The sequence below is a fragment of the Micromonospora sp. NPDC048907 genome (genome assembly GCF_055586885.1).
In genome coordinates, this window is sequence record NZ_JBVJHI010000004.1 from 852,677 (window position 1) to 868,468 (window position 15,792).

Annotated in this window: 14 protein-coding genes and 1 pseudogene; 7 read left to right on the forward strand and 8 right to left on the reverse strand. The window is 74.9% G+C overall.

The annotated features are described in order from the left end of the window. Positions 1–19: 19 nt before the first annotated feature. The 6 genes from ACZ6PY_RS17930 to ACZ6PY_RS17955 form a co-directional block, all read right to left on the reverse strand. Complete coding sequence (locus tag ACZ6PY_RS17930; protein WP_466073464.1) at positions 20–544, reverse strand: sigma-70 family RNA polymerase sigma factor; 525 nt, start codon at positions 542–544, stop codon at positions 20–22. Between the two features lie 114 nt (positions 545–658). After that, positions 659–3,478 carry an AfsR/SARP family transcriptional regulator gene (locus ACZ6PY_RS17935; protein ID WP_466073466.1) on the reverse strand — a complete coding sequence of 940 codons (2,820 nt, stop codon included), beginning with the start codon at positions 3,476–3,478 and terminating at the stop codon, positions 659–661. A gap of 87 nt (positions 3,479–3,565) precedes the next feature. After that, on the reverse strand, positions 3,566–4,018 hold the full coding sequence (locus tag ACZ6PY_RS17940; protein ID WP_466073468.1) for an iron chaperone: 453 nt from the start codon (positions 4,016–4,018) through the stop codon (positions 3,566–3,568). Between the two features lie 217 nt (positions 4,019–4,235). Next, positions 4,236–6,515, reverse strand: coding sequence for a catalase/peroxidase HPI (gene katG / locus ACZ6PY_RS17945; RefSeq protein ID WP_466073470.1), 2,280 nt, complete (start codon positions 6,513–6,515; stop codon positions 4,236–4,238). Then, the gene (locus tag ACZ6PY_RS17950) at positions 6,515–6,967 is read right to left on the reverse strand and encodes a Fur family transcriptional regulator (protein WP_466073472.1); all 453 of its coding nucleotides are present in this window, start codon (positions 6,965–6,967) and stop codon (positions 6,515–6,517) included. Before ACZ6PY_RS17950 ends, katG begins: the two co-directional genes overlap by 1 nt. A gap of 141 nt (positions 6,968–7,108) precedes the next feature. Then, positions 7,109–9,724, reverse strand: coding sequence for a helix-turn-helix transcriptional regulator (locus tag ACZ6PY_RS17955; protein WP_466073474.1), 2,616 nt, complete (start codon positions 9,722–9,724; stop codon positions 7,109–7,111). 77 nt (positions 9,725–9,801) lie between these two features. On the opposite strand from ACZ6PY_RS17955, the gene ACZ6PY_RS17960 reads away from it, so the two are divergent. Beyond that, positions 9,802–10,149, forward strand: coding sequence for a nuclear transport factor 2 family protein (locus ACZ6PY_RS17960; protein ID WP_466073476.1), 348 nt, complete (start codon positions 9,802–9,804; stop codon positions 10,147–10,149). Next, positions 10,146–11,519, forward strand: a complete 1,374-nt coding sequence (locus ACZ6PY_RS17965; protein WP_466073478.1) for an MFS transporter — start codon at positions 10,146–10,148, stop codon at positions 11,517–11,519. The genes ACZ6PY_RS17960 and ACZ6PY_RS17965 overlap by 4 nt, the downstream gene beginning before the upstream one ends. Before the next feature lie 53 nt (positions 11,520–11,572). Here the strand turns inward: ACZ6PY_RS17965 and ACZ6PY_RS17970 are convergent, their stop codons facing one another. Further along, positions 11,573–12,079, reverse strand: coding sequence for a tetratricopeptide repeat protein (locus tag ACZ6PY_RS17970; RefSeq protein ID WP_466073480.1), 507 nt, complete (start codon positions 12,077–12,079; stop codon positions 11,573–11,575). Between the two features lie 74 nt (positions 12,080–12,153). Here ACZ6PY_RS17970 and ACZ6PY_RS17975 point away from each other — a divergent pair, with 74 nt between their 5' ends. Continuing rightward, entirely contained in the window at positions 12,154–13,143 is a 990-nt protein-coding gene (locus tag ACZ6PY_RS17975; protein ID WP_466073482.1) for an ArsR/SmtB family transcription factor, read from the forward strand. Positions 13,144–13,284: 141 nt separating this feature from the next. Next, entirely contained in the window at positions 13,285–13,647 is a 363-nt protein-coding gene (locus ACZ6PY_RS17980; protein WP_466073484.1) for a hypothetical protein, read from the forward strand. Positions 13,648–13,669: 22 nt separating this feature from the next. Here ACZ6PY_RS17980 and ACZ6PY_RS17985 read toward each other — a convergent pair whose 3' ends face one another. Further along, the gene (locus tag ACZ6PY_RS17985; RefSeq protein WP_466073486.1) at positions 13,670–14,260 is read right to left on the reverse strand and encodes a hypothetical protein; all 591 of its coding nucleotides are present in this window, start codon (positions 14,258–14,260) and stop codon (positions 13,670–13,672) included. Positions 14,261–14,444: 184 nt separating this feature from the next. Here ACZ6PY_RS17985 and ACZ6PY_RS17990 point away from each other — a divergent pair, with 184 nt between their 5' ends. The 3 genes and pseudogenes from ACZ6PY_RS17990 (at position 14,445) to ACZ6PY_RS18000 (ending at position 15,670) form a co-directional block, all read left to right on the forward strand. Next, positions 14,445–14,750: a hypothetical protein gene (locus ACZ6PY_RS17990; RefSeq protein ID WP_466073488.1), complete on the forward strand. Its 306-nt coding sequence runs from the start codon at positions 14,445–14,447 to the stop codon at positions 14,748–14,750. A gap of 34 nt (positions 14,751–14,784) precedes the next feature. Then, positions 14,785–14,850 (forward strand): annotated as a pseudogene (locus tag ACZ6PY_RS17995) (DNA-binding response regulator); the annotation flags it as partial. Positions 14,851–15,013: 163 nt separating this feature from the next. Further along, positions 15,014–15,670, forward strand: a complete 657-nt coding sequence (locus ACZ6PY_RS18000) for an HAD family hydrolase (protein WP_466073489.1) — start codon at positions 15,014–15,016, stop codon at positions 15,668–15,670. The last annotated feature ends 122 nt before the right edge of the window (positions 15,671–15,792 follow it).

Genomic DNA, 15,792 nt, shown 5'->3' on the forward strand with positions numbered 1-15,792 from the left:
CGGCGGGGGTGTTCCCTGCTCAGGCCGCCTGGAGGCCGGTGCGCAGGGCGCGCAGGGCGTGGTGGGTCCGGGACTTCACCGTACCGATCGGCACCCCCAGCCGGCCCGCGACCTCCTCCGTCGACCGCCCGACCAGGAACACCTCGGAGAGCAGGCTGCGCTGCGCCGGGCTCAGCCGGCGCAGCGCGCGCCGGACGGCGTACGACGCCAGCGCGCTGCCGGTCGTGTCGTCACCGGCCGGAATCCAGGTCATGTCGACGAGATGGACCTCGGCGGGGCGGCCCTGCCGGCGCCGGACCCCGTCGATGACGAGCCGCCGGGCGACGGTGAGGAGCCACCGGCGGGCGGCCTCGGGCTCGGCCGGCACCGAGTCGAGGTGCCGCCAGGCCCGCAGCATCGTCTCCTGGAGCAGGTCCTCGGCGGTCTGCCGCTGGTCGCGGGTCAGCAGGAGCAGGAGGCGCAGCACGGCGCGGGCGTGCTCCGCGTGCAGCGCGGTCATGCGCTCGGCCCGGCCGGCCGGTGATCCGTCGGACGCCCACAGCACGGTCGCTCCCCCCTCCGCCGCAGCAACGGTGAATGAGGCAGGAGCCTAGGGACGGCGGATGCGAATGGACTGACGCGCGAGTGCGAATCGAGTGCCGTCGCCGATCGCGACCGGTCACGGACCGGACGTGACGGCCGCGAGCAGGCCGGCCAGTCGCCGGCCGGTCGGCGTGTGCGTGTGCGCGTGCGGGATCAAGGCCAGCGCCTCCTGCCACGCCCGCACCGCGGCGTCCCGGTCGCCGGCGGCGGCGAGGGCGTCGCCGAGCAGCGCGAGCACCTCCGCTGCCGCCGCCGGCGCCGAGGCCTCCTGGTAGGCGACGGCCGCCTCGCGCCAGCAGTCGACCGCCCCGTCGAGCTCCCCGCGGGCGGAACGCCCCCGGCCGAGCACCTCCCATGCCTCGGCGATGCCCAGCCGGTACCGCGCGCCGCGCGACAGCGCCATCGCGCGCTCGGCGCAGCGCACGGCCTCGTCCGCCCGGCCCAGTTCGGCGTGGCTCGCGCCCATGATGACCAGGACGTCCGCCAGCAGCTTGTCGTCACCGGCCACCCACGGCCCCAGCGCCGCGGAGAGCGCCCGGACGACCTCCTCGTGGCGCCCCTGCGCGCTCAGGATCATCGCCCGGTTGAACCCGGCCCGGGTCATCTCCCCGTACAGGCCGAGCCGGGCGAGCAGCTCGACCGCCCGGTCGAGATGCCCGAGCGCGGTCTCGTGCTTGTGCCGGAAGTAGGCCGCCCCGGCCAGGCTGCGGTGCATCCGGGCCTGCCCGACCAGGTCGCCCCCCGCGCGGGCCGCCGCGAGGGCCACCTCGCCGGTCGTCGTCCAGTCGGCCCACCGGCCGCTGCGTTCGAAGAAGTGCTGCATCCCCAGGGCGAGCTGCCAGGCCTCGGTGTGCCGGCCCTGCCGGGCGGCCCGGCCGACCAGCGCGATGAGGACCTGCCGCTCGGCGGTGAACCAGCGCATGGCGTCGCCGTGCCCGTCGAAGCGCAGCGGGGTCTCGCCCGGCCCCGGCTCGATCAGCGGTTGGTACTCGGAGGCCAGCAGCCACCGGTGCGCCTGATAGCCGGTGGCCCGGTAGAACCGGAGGCAGCGCAGCTCCGCGGCCGCGCGCTCGGCCGGGCCGTCGATCTCCTCGCCCAGCTCGGTGGCGTAGGCCAGCAGCAGGTCGTGGGTGCGGTAGCGGCCCGGCAGGTCCTCGGTGACCAGGTGCGCGCGGCTCAGCTCGCCGAGCAGTGCCCGCGCGCTCCGCAGCGCGACGCCGGCCAGTCCCGCCGCGCCGGCGATCGAGATGTCCGGGCCGGGATGGATCGGCAGCAGCCGGAACAGCCGGGCGGCCGGCGCGGACAGCGCCCGGTAGGACCAGGAGAAGACGGCCCGGAGCCCGGTCTGCGGGTCGTCGCCGTCGAAGCCGTCCAGACTTCCGGGCGCCCGGGCCAGCTCGGCGGCGATCTGCGCCGGCGGCGTCCCCGGCAGGCCCGCCGCGCGGGCGGCCACCACGGCCAGCGCGAGCGGCAGCCGCCCGCAGCTGGCGATGATGGCGTCGATCGCGGCCGGGTCCGCCGCGACGCGGGCCGCGCCCAGCGGCCGGGACAGCGCCGCGCGGGCCTCCTCGACGCTCGGCAGGCCGACCGGCAACGGGTGGGCGCCGGCCGTGGTCAACAGGCCGCCGAGCCGGCTGCGGCTGGTGACGATCACCAGGCAGCCGGGGGTGCCGGGCAGCAGGTGCCGGATCTGCTCGGCGTCGCGGCAGTTGTCGAGCAGGATGAGCAACCGCCGGCCGGCGAGGCTGCTGCGGTACAGGCCGGCCTGGGCGTGCAGCTCGCCGGGGATGCCGTCCTGGGGCACCCCGAGCGAGCCGAGAAAGCCGCGCAGCGCCTCGGCCGGGCTCATCGCCGGCTCGTGCCCGTCGTATCCGCGCAGGTCGACGTAGAGCTGCCCGTCCGGGTAGCCGGCGGCGAACCCGTGGGCGAGGTGGACGGCGAGGGCGGTCTTGCCGATCCCGGGCATGCCGTCGATGGCGAGCACCGCCGGCCCGCCCGGGCGCGCGACCGCCGCGCGGGCCTCCGCGATGAGGTCGTCCCGGCCGCTGAAGAACGGCAGGTCCGGTGGCAGCTGCGCGGGCCGCGGGAGCGGCGCCGGCGAGCCGGTACGGGCCGGCCGGGTGCGCTGGTGCAGCACCCGGTCGTACGCCTCCCGCAGCTCCTCGCCCGGGTCGACGCCCAGGTCCTCGGCGAGCCGGTGGCGCACCGCCCGGTACACCTCGACGGCCTCCGCCTGCCGACCGTCGGCGGCGAGCGCCAGCAGCAGCCGGCTCTGCAGCGACTCGTCGAACGGGTGCTGCTCGGCGGCCTGCCGCAGCGGCGCCAGCACCGCGCCCAGCCGGCCGCAGCGCTCGGCGGCGTCGGCGGCCCCGCGCACGGCCTCGGCGCGTTCGGCCTCCACGGCGAGGAACGCGGGGTGCAGGCGGGAGGCCGGTTCCAGACCGGCGGCACACCGGCCGCGCCACAGCCGCAGCCCGTCGAGGGAATGCCGCAGCGCCGACTCCGGGTCGCCGTCGCGCAGGCTGCGGGCCGCCTGCCGGCTCAGCGACCGGAACCTCAGCAGGTCGAGGGACTCCTCGTCGGCGCGCAGCCGGTAGCCCGACAGCTCCCGGTGGATGTGCCGGCCCGCCGCCCGGGTGGGCAGGTCGGGCTCGAACAGCCTCCGGAGCATCCCGACGTGCCGGTGCACCACGTTCGCGGCGCTGGCCGGGGCCTCCTCGTCCCACAGCAGGTCGACCAGCTCGGCCAGGGTGACCGGCAGCCCGCCCCGGACCAGCAGCAACGCGAGAACCAGGCGCTGCTGGCGGGCGCCCAGACGCAGCTCGGCGCCGGCGCGGACGACCCGGATCGAGCCGAGCACCGAGAAACCGACCGTGTCGCCCGCCTCCGCTCGCACAGCGGCCACGGTAACCGGCGCGCTCGGGTCCGGTGCGTCGCCGCCCCCGGCCCCGGCCTCGTGGCCGGGGCCGGCGGGTCGCGCAGCTCAGCTCACCGCACGCTTCACGAGCGCGGCGATGCGCGCCTCCACCTCGGGCGTCACCTCGGTCAGGGCGAAGGCGTTCGCCCACATCGTGCCCTCGTCCAGCTTCGCCTGGTCGCTGAAGCCGAGCGTGGCGTAGCGCGCCGTGAACTTCTGCGCGCTCTGGAAGAAGCACACCACCTTGCCGTCCCGCGCGTAGGCGGGCATCCCGTACCAGAGCTTCGGCGCGAGGACCGGCGCGGCGGCCGTGACGACGGCGTGGACGCGCTCGGCCATGACCCGGTCCGAGTCCGCCATCTCGGCGATCTTCGCGAGCACGCTCCGCTCCGCCTCGGCCTCCTTGTCCGCGCGCGACCCCCGGCGCGCCGCCGTCCTGAGCTCCTGCGCGTGCTCCTTCATGGCGGCCCGCTCCTCGGCCGTGAATCCCTCGTACCCGCTGGTCCTGGTGCTGGCCATGGTTCCCCCTGTGCTCGTGGGCCGGGCGTGTCCTCCCCGGCCCGATCGCTGTGGTCACAGCCTCTCCCGGCCGGGGCACGGGCCGCCTCCGTGCTGACCACGGAAACCACCACGGACACCCGGGTCGGTGCGCCGCCCGCGACCGGCGGACCGGCGCCGACGACGACCGAGCCCCGGTCGATCCACCAGGATCGACCGGGGCTCGGTGAGCGCCGGATCAGCGGATGTCGAACCGGTCCAGCTCCATGACCTTGGTCCAGGCGGCCACGAAGTCCGTCACGAACTTCTCGCGCGCGTCCTCGCTGGCGTAGACCTCGGCGAGGGCCCGCAGCTGGGAGTTGGAGCCGAAGATGAGGTCGACCGCCGTGGCGGTCCACTTCACCTGGTCGGTGGCCAGGTCCCGGATCTCGTACACGTGCTCCTCGGACTCCGACGCCTTCCACCGGGTGCCCGGGGACAGCAGGTTGGTGAAGAAGTCGTTGGTGAGCACGCCGGGCCGGTCGGTGAGGACGCCGTGGCGCGCCCCGCCGACGTTGGCACCGAGGGAGCGCAGGCCGCCGACGAGGACGGTCATCTCCGGGGCGGTCAGGTTGAGCATGTAGGCACGGTCGACGAGCAGCACCTCCGGCTGGGTCTTCTCACCCGGGCGCAGGTAGTTGCGGAACCCGTCGGCGCGCGGCTCGAGGACCCGGAAGGACTCGACGTCGGTCTGCTCCTGCGAGGCGTCCGTGCGGCCCGGACGGAACGGCACGGTCACGTCGAAGCCGGCGTCGCGCGCCGCCTTCTCGACCGCGGCCGAGCCGGCCAGCACGATCAGGTCCGCGAGCGAGATCTTCTTGGCGCCGCCGGCGGAGTTGAACTCCTGCTGGATGCCCTCCAGGGTCGACAGGACCGTCGCGAGCTGCTCGGGCTGGTTGACCTCCCAGCTGCGCTGCGGCTCGAGGCGGATCCGCGCGCCGTTGGCGCCGCCGCGCTTGTCGGTGGACCGGAAGCTCGCGGCGGACGCCCAGGCGGTGGAGATCAGCTGGGCGGTCGTGAGACCGGACGCCAGGACCTTGGCCTTGAGCGCGGCGACGTCGGCGTCGTCCACGAGCTCGTGGTCGACGGCCGGCACCGGGTCCTGCCACAGCTGGGGCTCCGGCACCCACGGCCCGAGGAAGCGCTCGATCGGACCCATGTCGCGGTGCAGCAGCTTGTACCAGGCCTTGGCGAACGCGAGCGCGAACTCGTCCGGGTTCTCCAGGAACCGGCGGGAGACCTTCTCGTACGCCGGGTCGACGCGCAGCGCCAGGTCGGTCGTCAGCATCGTCGGCTTGTACTTCTTCGCCGGGTCGAACGGGTCCGGGATGATCTCGGGGGCGTCCTTGGCGACCCACTGCTTGGCGCCGCCCGGGCTCGTGGTGAGTTCCCACTCGAAGCCGAAGAGGATCTCGAAGAAGCGGTTGCTCCACTCGGTCGGCCGGTCGGTCCAGGTCACCTCGAGACCGCTGGTGATGGTGTCCGGGCCCTTGCCGGTGCCGTGGGTGCTCAGCCAGCCCAGGCCCTGCGCCTCCAGCGGGGCGCCCTCGGGCTCGGGGCCGACGTGGTTGTCGGCGACGGCGGCGCCGTGGGTCTTGCCGAAGGTGTGGCCACCGGCGATGAGGGCGACGGTCTCCTCGTCGTTCATCGCCATCCGGGCGAAGGTCTCGCGGATGAAGTGCGCCGCCGCGAGCGGGTCCGCGTTGCCGCGGGGGCCCTCCGGGTTGACGTAGATGAGGCCCATCTCGGTCGCGCCGACGCCGGCCACCATCTCCTTCTCGGAGGCGTAGCGCTCGTCACCGAGCCAGGTGTCCTCCGGACCCCAGAAGATCTCCTCGGGCTCCCAGACGTCCTCGCGGCCGAAGCCGAAGCCGAAGGTCTTGAAGCCCATCGACTCCAGGGCGACGTTGCCGGCCAGCACGAGCAGGTCGGCCCACGAGATCTTCTGGCCGTACTTCTGCTTGACCGGCCAGAGCAGCCGGCGGGCCTTGTCCAGGTTGGCGTTGTCCGGCCAGCTGTTGAGCGGGGCGAACCGCTGACCGCCGTCGCCGGCGCCGCCGCGGCCGTCCTCGATCCGGTAGGTGCCGGCGGAGTGCCAGCTCATCCGGATCATCAGGCCGCCGTAGTGGCCGAAGTCGGCCGGCCACCAGTCCTGCGAGGTGGTGAGGGCGGTGACGATGTCCTGCTTGAGGGCCTCGACGTCGAGCTTGGCGAACTCCCTGGCGTAGCTGAAGTCCGGACCCAGCGGGTTGCCCTTCGGCGAGTGCGCGTGCAGCACCGACAGGTCGAGCTGGTTGGGCCACCAGTCCCGGTTGGTGCGCGGACGACCGCCGGTCTTCGGGGTCGGCGAGTCGATCGCCGGGTTCTCGCTCTCGCTGCCGTGCGCGGTCACGGAGTCGTGCGCGACCGGGCAGCCGGCCGCCGCCTTCTTGTCCACGCCCTGGGCGCTGGAGGGGGCGTTGTCCTGGGTGTCGCTCATCAATGTCCTTCCGAACTGGCGGATCGCTGGGAGGTGCGGTCGGTCGCGCAGTCGGGGCAGATGCCCCAGTAGACGACCTCCGCCTCGTCGACCAGGAACCCCTGGTCGTCGGAGGCGGTGAGACAGGGGGCCTCGCCCACGGCGCAGTCGACGTCGGCGATCGCCCCGCAGGAGCGGCACACGACGTGGTGGTGGTTGTCCCCCACCCGCGACTCGTACCGGGCCGTGGCGCCCGCCGGCTGGATGCGCCGCACCAGACCGGCGTCGGTGAGGGCACGCAGCACGTCGTACACCGTCTGGTGGGAGACCGTGGGTTGATCGGCCCGGACCAGGGCGATCACGGTGTCGGTGTCGACGTGCGGGTGGTCGCGCAGCGCGGCGAGCACCGCCAACCGGGGCCGGGTGACCCGCAGCGAGACCGCGCGGAGCTGGGTCTCGAAGTCGGGCGCCATGCGACGAACATAGCTCACTCTTTTGGAATCAATCAAGTTTTGCCGCGATCCGATCGCCCAAAAGATACCCGTCATCTGGGACGAACGAGGCCCAACGCCCCGTTCCGGTACGAGGCGACCGGAGCCTGACCCCCGCCGTTCTCACAGGGCCAGGGCGCTCAGCTCCGCGCGGCCGGCCACGCCGAGCTTCGGGTAGGCCTTGTACAGGTGGTACGCGACCGTCTTCGGGCTGAGGAAGAGCTGCGCGGCGATGTCCCGGTTGGACAGTCCCGTCGCGGCCAGCCGGACGATCTGCAGCTCCTGCGGGGTGAGGTCGGCGCCGGCCGACGCGGCGGGCCGCGGGGCGCGCAGCCCGGTGGCCTCCAGCTCGCCGCGCGCCCGTGCCGCCCACGGCGCCGCCCCCAACCCGTCGAACGTGTGCAGGGCGCGCTGCAACTGGCCGCGAGCCTCGGCCTTGCGGCGGGCGCGGCGCAACCACTCCCCGTACAGCAGCTCGGTGCGGGCCTGCTCGAACGGGCGGCCGCCGGCCTTCAGGGCGAGCAGGTGATCCTGCTCGTCGCCGGTGAGCAGCGCCCGGCACCGGTACGCCAGGGACATCGCCCACGGCTGGTCCACCCGCTCCGCCCAGGCCCGGAAGCGGGCGTACGCCTCCCCGGCCCGCTCGGGCACGCCGGCCCGGACGGCCGCCTCGACCAGGTCGGGCACGCTCCGGTACGCGCACACCTGGTGGGCGTACGGGTTCTCCTGCAGGGCGGCGAGCCGGGCCACGGCGGACTCGGCCCGGCCCTGGCCGAGGTCGAGCAGGCCCAGCGCCCACAGCGTCCACGCCCGACCGCCCGCCTCCGCCCCCGCCGGGGCGCCGTCCAGCGCCGAGGCCACCAGGTCCCGGCAGCTCGCCTCGTCGCCGGCCACCGCGGCGAGCACCGCCTGGACGGCACGCAACTGGCTGACCCAGAGCGGTTGACCGCCGTCCCGGGCCACCCGCACCGCCTCGTCGAGGCTGACGGCCGCGTCCCGGTGCCGGCCGTGGAAGAACTCCGCCTCGGCGAGGAAGAACAGCAGGGTGGGCAGCAGGCCGAGGACGCCGTCGGCCCGGCAGCGGGCGACCAGGGCGCCGGCCAGCTCGTACGTCTCGGCGTCCTGCCCGGCGACGAAGCCGAGCCCGCAGAGTTGCAGCCGGTCGCGGGGGTCGCCGCCCACCTGGGCGGCGGTCGCGGCCAACGGCAGCGGCCGGCCGCGCACGGCGGCGACCTGGTAGCGGGCCACCGGATGATCGAGCGTGGCGAGCTGGTCGAGGCAGGCGCCCAGCTGCGGCTCACCGAGGTACCAGGCCGGGTGGAACGCGGCCACCAGCAACGCGTCCCGCTGGTCCGGGTCGAGCGTCGCGCCCTGGGTCATGAGGTCGTACGCGGTCTGGTGGCCGCCCTGCCAGAACCAGGCGTGCCCCTCGACCCCGGCAACGCGGGCGTGGAAGGTCCTGTCGTCCACGAGGCCGGCCGCCCGCTCGGCGAGCCGGACGGCGTCGGCGAGGTCCCCGGACTGCAGGCCGCTCTCCGCGGCCAGCAGCAGCCGGCGCGCCTTCGCGGCCTCGTCCCCGCTCAGCTCCGCGGCGCGCTCGAACGCGGCCAGGGCGGCGCCGTAGCCGTTGCGCCCGCGGGCCTGCTCGGCGGTGCGTTCCAGCGCGGTGGCCACCCCCTCGTCCGGCCCCATGGTGGCCGCGGCGAGGTGCCAGGCCCGCCGGTCGGCCGTGTCCGGCGCGGTGAGCACGCCCGCGAGCGCCCGGTGCGCGGCGAGCCGCTCCGGGTACGGTGCGGCGGCGTGCACCGCGGCGCGGACCAGCGGGTGGCGGAACCGCAGCCGCCGTCCGGTGACCTCGACGAGCCGGGCCTCCTCGGCCGCGCGCAGGTCGGCGGGGCCGCCGCCGAGCGGCGCGGCGGCACGCAGCAGCACGTCGAGGTCACCGGTGTCCTCGACGGCGGCGACGCGCAGCAGCGCCCGGGTGCCGGCGGGCAGCCGGTCGACCTGGCCGTGGAACGCCGCGAGCAGCCGGTCGGTCAGCGGCAGCGGACCGTCGGCCCCGCCGGCGGCGAGGACTGCGGGCAGCTCGATCAGCGCGAGCGGGTTGCCCTGCGCCTCGCCGAGCACCCGCATCCGCACCTCCGGCGCGAGCCGCGGGTCGAGCAGCCGGGCGGCGTCGGCCGGCGCGAGCGCGCCGACGGTCAGCTCGGGCAGGCCGGGAGCGGGGAAGCTGCCGTCCCGGGCCGCGAAGATCATGACGACGCCCTCGGCGTGCAGCCGGCGCGCGGCGAAGAGCAGCGCCTCGGCGGAGACGGTGTCCAGCCAGTGCGCGTCGTCGACGAGGCAGAGCAGTGGACCGTCCTCGGCGAGGTCCGCCAGGAGCGACAGCACGGCGAGCCCCACGAGCAGCCGGTCGGCCGGGGCGCCGCCGCCCAGGCCGAACGCGGCAGCGAGCACCTGCCGCTGCGGCCCGGGCAGCCGGTTGAGGCGGTCGAGCGCGGGCCGCACGAGCTGGCTCAGCCCGGCGAACGGCAGCTCGGCCTCGAACTCGGCGGCGCTGGCGCGCAGCACGCGCGTCGGGTTGGCGGCCGGTGACGGCAACTCGGCCGCCCAGTCCAGCAGCGCCGTCTTGCCGATGCCCGGGCCGCCCCGCAGCACCAGCGCCGCGCTGCGCCCGGTCCGGGCCCCCGCCACCAGGGCCGCGATCCGGTCCTGCTCTGCGCCGCGGCCGTGCAACATTCCCGCACCCTACACAGGTACGCAGTACCTAAGCGCTACCGATTCCCGGGCGCCGGATCGTCCCTAGCGTCGTGGCCATGGAACTGATCGAGAAGTACCTCACCGCCTGGAACACCACCGACCCCGCCGCCCGCCGAGCCCTCGTCGACGAGGTCTGGACCGCCGACGCGACGTACACCGACCCGCTGGCCGCCGTCGCCGGGCGCGACCAGATCGACGCGCTGATCGCCGCCGTGCAGCAGCAGTTCCCCGGCCTGGAGTTCCGCCTCGCCGGCCCGGTCGACGCGCACCACGACCTGGCCCGGTTCACCTGGCACCTCGGCCCGCGCGGCGCCGAGCCGATCGTGATCGGCTTCGACGTGGCGGTGATCGCCGACGGCCGGATCGCCACCGTGCACGGCTTCCTGGACCGGGTGCCGGCATGACCGTCCTGGCCGCGCGGCCGGCGGCGGTCACCGCCCCGGCCGCCCGCGCCGGCGGCTTCCTGCCGGTGCTGCTGACCGCCACGTTCATGACGGCGATCGACGCGTTCATCGTCAACGTGGCACTGCCGGCGATGCAACGCGACCTGCACGCCGGCCCGGCCGCCCTGGAGTGGGTGGTCGCCGGCTACGTCCTCGCGGTGGCCGCCGGCCTGATCACCGGCGGCCGGCTGGGTGACCGGTACGGCCGCCGCCGGATCTTCGGGCTCGGCCTCGCACTGTTCACCGCCGCCTCGGTGCTCTGCGGGCTGGCGCCCACCGCGGGCGTCCTGCTCGGCGCCCGGGTGCTGCAGGGGCTCGCGGCGGCGCTGCTCATGCCGCAGGTGCTGGCCATCGTGCGGACCAGCGTGGCGCCCGCCGAGCAGCCGAAGGCGTTCGCCCGGTACGGCCTCACGATGGGCCTGGGCGCCGTCTTCGGGCAGTTGATCGGCGGCCTGCTCATCCAGGCCGACCTGTTCGGCCTGGACTGGCGACTGTGCTTCCTGATCAACCTGCCGATCGGCGTGGCCGCGCTGGCCCTCCTCCGCCGGGTGCCCGAGTCCCGCCACCCGGCGGCCCGGCTCGACCTGGCGGGCGTGGTCCTGGTCAGCGCGGCGCTGGTGGCGCTGGTGCTCCCGCTGGTGGAGGGGCGTGAGCAGGGCTGGCCGCTGTGGACGTGGCTGAGCCTGGCCGCCTCGGTGCTGCTGTTCGCGCTGTTCGTGGCGACCCAGCGGCGCAGCGGGCAACCCCTGGTGCACCCGGCGCTGTTCCGCGAGCGGGCGTTCTCGGTGGGGTTGGTGGCGACCCAGGTGTTCTGGATGGGGCAGGCGTCCTTCTTCCTCATCCTGGCCCTCTACCTGCAGGTCGAGCGGGGCCTGTCGGCGCTGGAGTCCGGCGTCGTCTTCACCGCGATCGGCGCCGGCTACCTGGCCACCTCGACCTACGCCCACCGGATCGCCGACCGGCTCGGCCGTCAGGTGGTCACGGTCGGCGCGCTGGTGATGGTGGTGGGCCTGTACGGCATGTGGGAGGCGGCCGGGCGCGGGACCGGTTGGCTCGTGCCCGGGCTCGCCGTGGACGGCATCGGGATGGGCATCGCGCTCGCGCCGCTCACCACCACGGTGCTCGCCCGGGTCAGCCCGGCGCACACCGGCGCCGCCGCCGGCGTGCTCGCCACGGTCAACCAGACCGGCAACGCGGTCGGGGTGGCCCTGATCGGCATCGTCTTCTACCAGGCCGCCGACCTGACCGGCGGGTTCCGCGCCGGGCTGGTCGCGCTCATCGTGTTGGAACTCGCGCTGGCCGCGGTCATCCAACTGCTGCCGAGGCGATGACGCCGACCCACCGGCCGCCGTCCACGCGACGGCGGCCGGTGCGCCGGTGCCGCCTAGCTCTCCGCCTCCTCGGGCTCGACCAGCAGGCGGGCGTAGTTGGCCATGGAACGCTGGTAGCGGGGCAGGTGCGGGGCCAGCGCGGCAACCGCGACGGCGACGGCCTCCCGTTCACGGCCCACGCTGGTCAGCGCCAGGGCCAGCGTGGCGCTGACCGCGTCGTCGAGCTCGTCGGCGGGCTGCTGCCGCTCGGCCGTCAGCAGGTCGACCGACTCCTCGGCCCGGCCCACGTTGCGCAGCGAGCTGGCCAACTGGATCACGGACCGCCGGCGGCGGATGCCGGAGATCCCGCCGGCCAGCGCGGCCCGGTACAGCGGCACGGCCCGGTCGGAGTGGCCGGTGGAGTCGAAGGCGCAGGCGCGCTCGAACGCGGCCACGGGGTCGCCGTCGGGCAGCTCGGCGGCGAGCGCGTCGACGCGTCTGCGGAACTCCTCGGGTTCGTGGTCGTCGATGGCGGCCCACAGTTCGGCGCTGCGTCGTTCCCAGTCCGGTGATGTCGTCATGGCGGCGATGGTGGCCGGCACGGGTAGGGTGTCGCCAGTGATTCGGCGAGGAGCGAATCACCGGAGGGACGGACATGGCGATCACGCTGCGGTTCAGCCCGGCCGATCTCATGCGCTGCCGGTTCGCCGTGTCGCCGGCGCTGGAGACGATCGAGGCCATCCGGCTGACCACGCCCGAGGACACCCCCGGCTACCACCAGGGCTTCCTCCACGCGATGCGGGACCGCCTGGCGGCACTGGACCTGCGCCCGGTCACGCTGCTGCAACCCCGCCGCGGTTACAGCCCGGACTTCCTGTCCCCGCCGCCGATCACGGCGCGGCCCCGCTTCGAGGAGGAGCTGGCCCGCATCGAGGCGACCTCTCTCGACCGGGTGGCCGAGGAGATCGCCCGCTCGCTGCACGACACCCCCGGCGCGGCGCGCACCGCGCTGGGCCGCCGGCTGCTGGCCGACCCGGCCGACGCGCTGCGCCTGCTCACCGGGCTGATCCGGAACGTGTGGGACGAGGTGATCCGGCCGGTGTGGCCGAACGTCCGCGCCCTGCTCGACGCCGACGTGACCCATCAGAGCCGCCGGCTCACCGAGGGCGGCCTGGACCGCCTCTTCGCCGAACTGCACCCCCAGCTGCGCTGGCACGACGGGGTCCTCACGCGCGACCGCGGTGACCACGAGGACCGCCAGCTCACCGGCGAGGGCCTGCTGCTGATCCCGAGCGCGTTCAAGTTCGACCAGGTCCTGGTGATCCTCGACGAGCCGTGGCAGCCCACCGTGATCTATCCGGCACGCGGCCTGGGCACCCTGTGGCAGTCGACGCGGACGCCGGAGCTGGCGGCCGCGGGCCGTCTCATCGGGCGCAGCCGCGCGACCCTCCTGGCCGGGCTGACCGAGCCGGTCAGCACGACCGTCCTGGCCCACCGGCACGCCCTGGCCGCCGGCACCGTGTCGCAGCATCTGACCGTGCTCCGCGAGGCCGGGCTGGCGGTGGGCGAGCGCCACGGGCACGAGGTCCGCTACCGCCGCACGCCGCTGGGCACCGCGCTGCTCAGCGGGACGCTCCCCGCCTGACGGCGGCTCCCGCGCCAAACTGCGCACCGGGGCGCACCTCGGACGAACCGGCGGAGCGGACGGCCCGCGGTCCGGGGAATGACGCCGGCCGGGGCGGGCAATCGACCCGGGTACCGCCGGACGAGACCAGCGAGGTGCGCGATGACGGGCAGCAGCGGGCGGGGCGACAGGCAGCAGCCGGAGGCGGCGAACCCCTGGGTCACCCGGGACGGCTTCGACGCGGAACCGCCGTGGGGCCTGGGCGAGCACGATCCGATGGACGAGGGCAGCGAGGAGACCGCCGTACCCGAGGGACGACGCGGCGAACGCCGTGCCGACGCGCCGGCCGCGCCGTCGGGCCGGGCCGGCCGGCACGGGTTCGGGCCGGTCGAGCCCACCCGTACGCCGATGGCGGGTCCCGGCGCGCCCCCGGACCCGGCGCCGACCCGACGGTCGTTCCCGGACGACGCGGACATCGACGCCGAGTCGGAGGACGCGCTGCGCACACGCGGCCGGCGCTCCTGAGCAACGGCCCGACCGAGCGCGTTCAGTCCGGCAGCAGGCGCCGGAGGATTCCCTTGCCGGTGGCTCCCAGCCGGTACGACTGGACGAGGTACGAGCCGCACGCGATGTTCGCCCCGGCCAGCACCGGCACCAGGAACTGGACCACCCGCTGCCGTCGCTGCCAGGCGGCGATCTCGGAGGGGGTCTCCGGCGTCGGCAGCGTCGCGTCCCGTACCTCGACCTTGACGCCGCGCTGGTGGGCCTCCTCGGCGAGCCGGCCGATCCTGCTGCCGCAGTAGGCGGCATAGGCGGTGGCGGCGGCGCCGGCGACCGCCAGCCCGGCCTTGACCGCCCCCACCGTGCCGAATCCCCTCTGCAACGCCATACGTCGCTTACCGACCCGGGCCAGTTGCGCGCCGGCGACCAGGGTGGCGCCGATGCCGAGCCACTGCACGGGCCCGAACCGCCCCCACGCCGACTCGGCGACCCGGATGCGGTCGATCCCGTCCCGTAGGTCGCTGCCCGACTTGTTGACGCCGGCGACGCCCATCACGGTGCCGCCGAACCAGAGGGCGGACCCGATGTCGTGCACCGCCTGGGCGACGGCGTGGTTGTCGGTGGCGGTCATCTGCATGCCGGGCTCCTCGACGAGCGGGCTTCGTCCGTGTTGCGGCCATACGGCCGGTTCGGTCCGATTGAAGCATCTTCACCGAGCCCCGCACGGCCGGTTTGCCGGACCGTCAACCACTCCGGCGTCCCGACCGTCCGCGCCGGCACGAGCTCGGACCCGGGCGCGTTCGTCGGTGTACGGTCACGAGATGGGCCTACCCACCGCAGTGACGACCGCCGGGTCCCTCATCGGCGGCTGGCAGCTCGCCCGCCGGACCGGTAACCGACCCCTCGGCGGTGTGGTCCTCGCGGCGGGCGGTGTGCTGGCGGGGCGCGAGTGGGCCCGGCGGACCAGCCCCGCCGTGACGGCCGCCCTGCTCGCGACCTACGCCGGGGCGTTCGGCCTGTCGCACCCGCTGGCCCGGCGCATCGGCGCGTGGCCCTCGGTGCTGGTCGTCTCCGCGCTCACCGCGGCCGCCTCGTACGCCGCGGCGGACCGCCACGCCCCGCGCTGAGCCGCACCCCCGGGCGGCCGGAACATTCGTCACCGTGGACGGCGCCACCGTCGCCGACATCGCGGGCCGCCTGCACCTGTCCGAGAGCACCGTCCGCACCTACCTGTCGGCCGCCATCGGCAGGACCGGCACCCGCAACCGGATCGAGGTGGCCCTCAGCGCCCGGGCGAACGGCTGGATCCAGGCCGGATTCCGCGGGCCCACGAGGTTTCCGACGTCGGCCTATGATCCGGCGACGGCGACGGCGCGGGCGGAGGAACGAAGTGATCGACGCGGTCTTCTTCGATGTCGGCGGGACGATTCTCGACGAGTCCCGCGAGTTCGGGGCCTGGGCGGACTGGTTCGGCGTTCCCCGGCACACCTTCTCGGCGGTCTTCGGCGCGGCGATCGCCCGGGGCCTGGACTGGCAGGAACCGTTCCGGGCCTTCCGGCCGGGCTTCGACCTGGCGGTCGAGCTCGAACGGCGGGCAGCCGCCGGCAGACCGGAGTCGTTCGGCGAAGAGGACCTCTACCCCGACGCGCGATCGTGCCTCCGGGCCCTGAAGGATCAGGGCCTGCTGGTGGGCCTGGCCGGCAACCAGCCGGCCCATGCCGAGGCGACCCTCCGGGCTCTCGACCTCCCCGTGGACGTGATCGGCACATCGCACGGCTGGGGCGTGGCGAAGCCGGCGCCGGCCTTCTTCGCGCACGTCATCCGTGCGGGCGGCGGCGACGCGTCGTCCATCCTGTACGTCGGCGACCGGCCCGACAACGACGTGCGCCCGGCCGTGGCGGCCGGCATGAAGACGTGCCTGATCCGGCGCGGCCCGTGGGGTCACATCCTCGACATGCCCGCTGTGGCGGCGCAGTGCCTGTTTCGCATCGATGCGCTGGACGAACTCCCGAGCCTGGTGGCGAAGCACAACGGGGCGGGCGGCTGACGACCAGGGTCGGCGAGGAATGCACGCGGAGAAACGACCCGATAACTTCGTCCCACTTTAATGTATATCGCACCAGGGGTCTTGCCGCAAGACCCGGGTGGTGCCGCAGAATCGTCGGCCGG

What these genes read in the sequence shown, in the direction of transcription:
- ACZ6PY_RS17955 (WP_466073474.1), bottom strand. Translation starts at nt 9,724, where the DNA reads ATGTTGCACGGCCGCGGCGCAGAGCAGGACCGGATCGCGGCCCTGGTG.
- ACZ6PY_RS17980 (WP_466073484.1), top strand. Translation starts at nt 13,285, where the DNA reads ATGACGGGCAGCAGCGGGCGGGGCGACAGGCAGCAGCCGGAGGCGGCG.
- katG (WP_466073470.1), bottom strand. Translation starts at nt 6,515, where the DNA reads ATGAGCGACACCCAGGACAACGCCCCCTCCAGCGCCCAGGGCGTGGAC.
- ACZ6PY_RS17950 (WP_466073472.1), bottom strand. Translation starts at nt 6,967, where the DNA reads ATGGCGCCCGACTTCGAGACCCAGCTCCGCGCGGTCTCGCTGCGGGTC.
- ACZ6PY_RS17985 (WP_466073486.1), bottom strand. Translation starts at nt 14,260, where the DNA reads ATGCAGATGACCGCCACCGACAACCACGCCGTCGCCCAGGCGGTGCAC.
- ACZ6PY_RS17965 (WP_466073478.1), top strand. Translation starts at nt 10,146, where the DNA reads ATGACCGTCCTGGCCGCGCGGCCGGCGGCGGTCACCGCCCCGGCCGCC.
- ACZ6PY_RS17940 (WP_466073468.1), bottom strand. Translation starts at nt 4,018, where the DNA reads ATGGCCAGCACCAGGACCAGCGGGTACGAGGGATTCACGGCCGAGGAG.
- ACZ6PY_RS17970 (WP_466073480.1), bottom strand. Translation starts at nt 12,079, where the DNA reads ATGACGACATCACCGGACTGGGAACGACGCAGCGCCGAACTGTGGGCC.
- ACZ6PY_RS17990 (WP_466073488.1), top strand. Translation starts at nt 14,445, where the DNA reads ATGGGCCTACCCACCGCAGTGACGACCGCCGGGTCCCTCATCGGCGGC.
- ACZ6PY_RS17975 (WP_466073482.1), top strand. Translation starts at nt 12,154, where the DNA reads ATGGCGATCACGCTGCGGTTCAGCCCGGCCGATCTCATGCGCTGCCGG.
- ACZ6PY_RS17960 (WP_466073476.1), top strand. Translation starts at nt 9,802, where the DNA reads ATGGAACTGATCGAGAAGTACCTCACCGCCTGGAACACCACCGACCCC.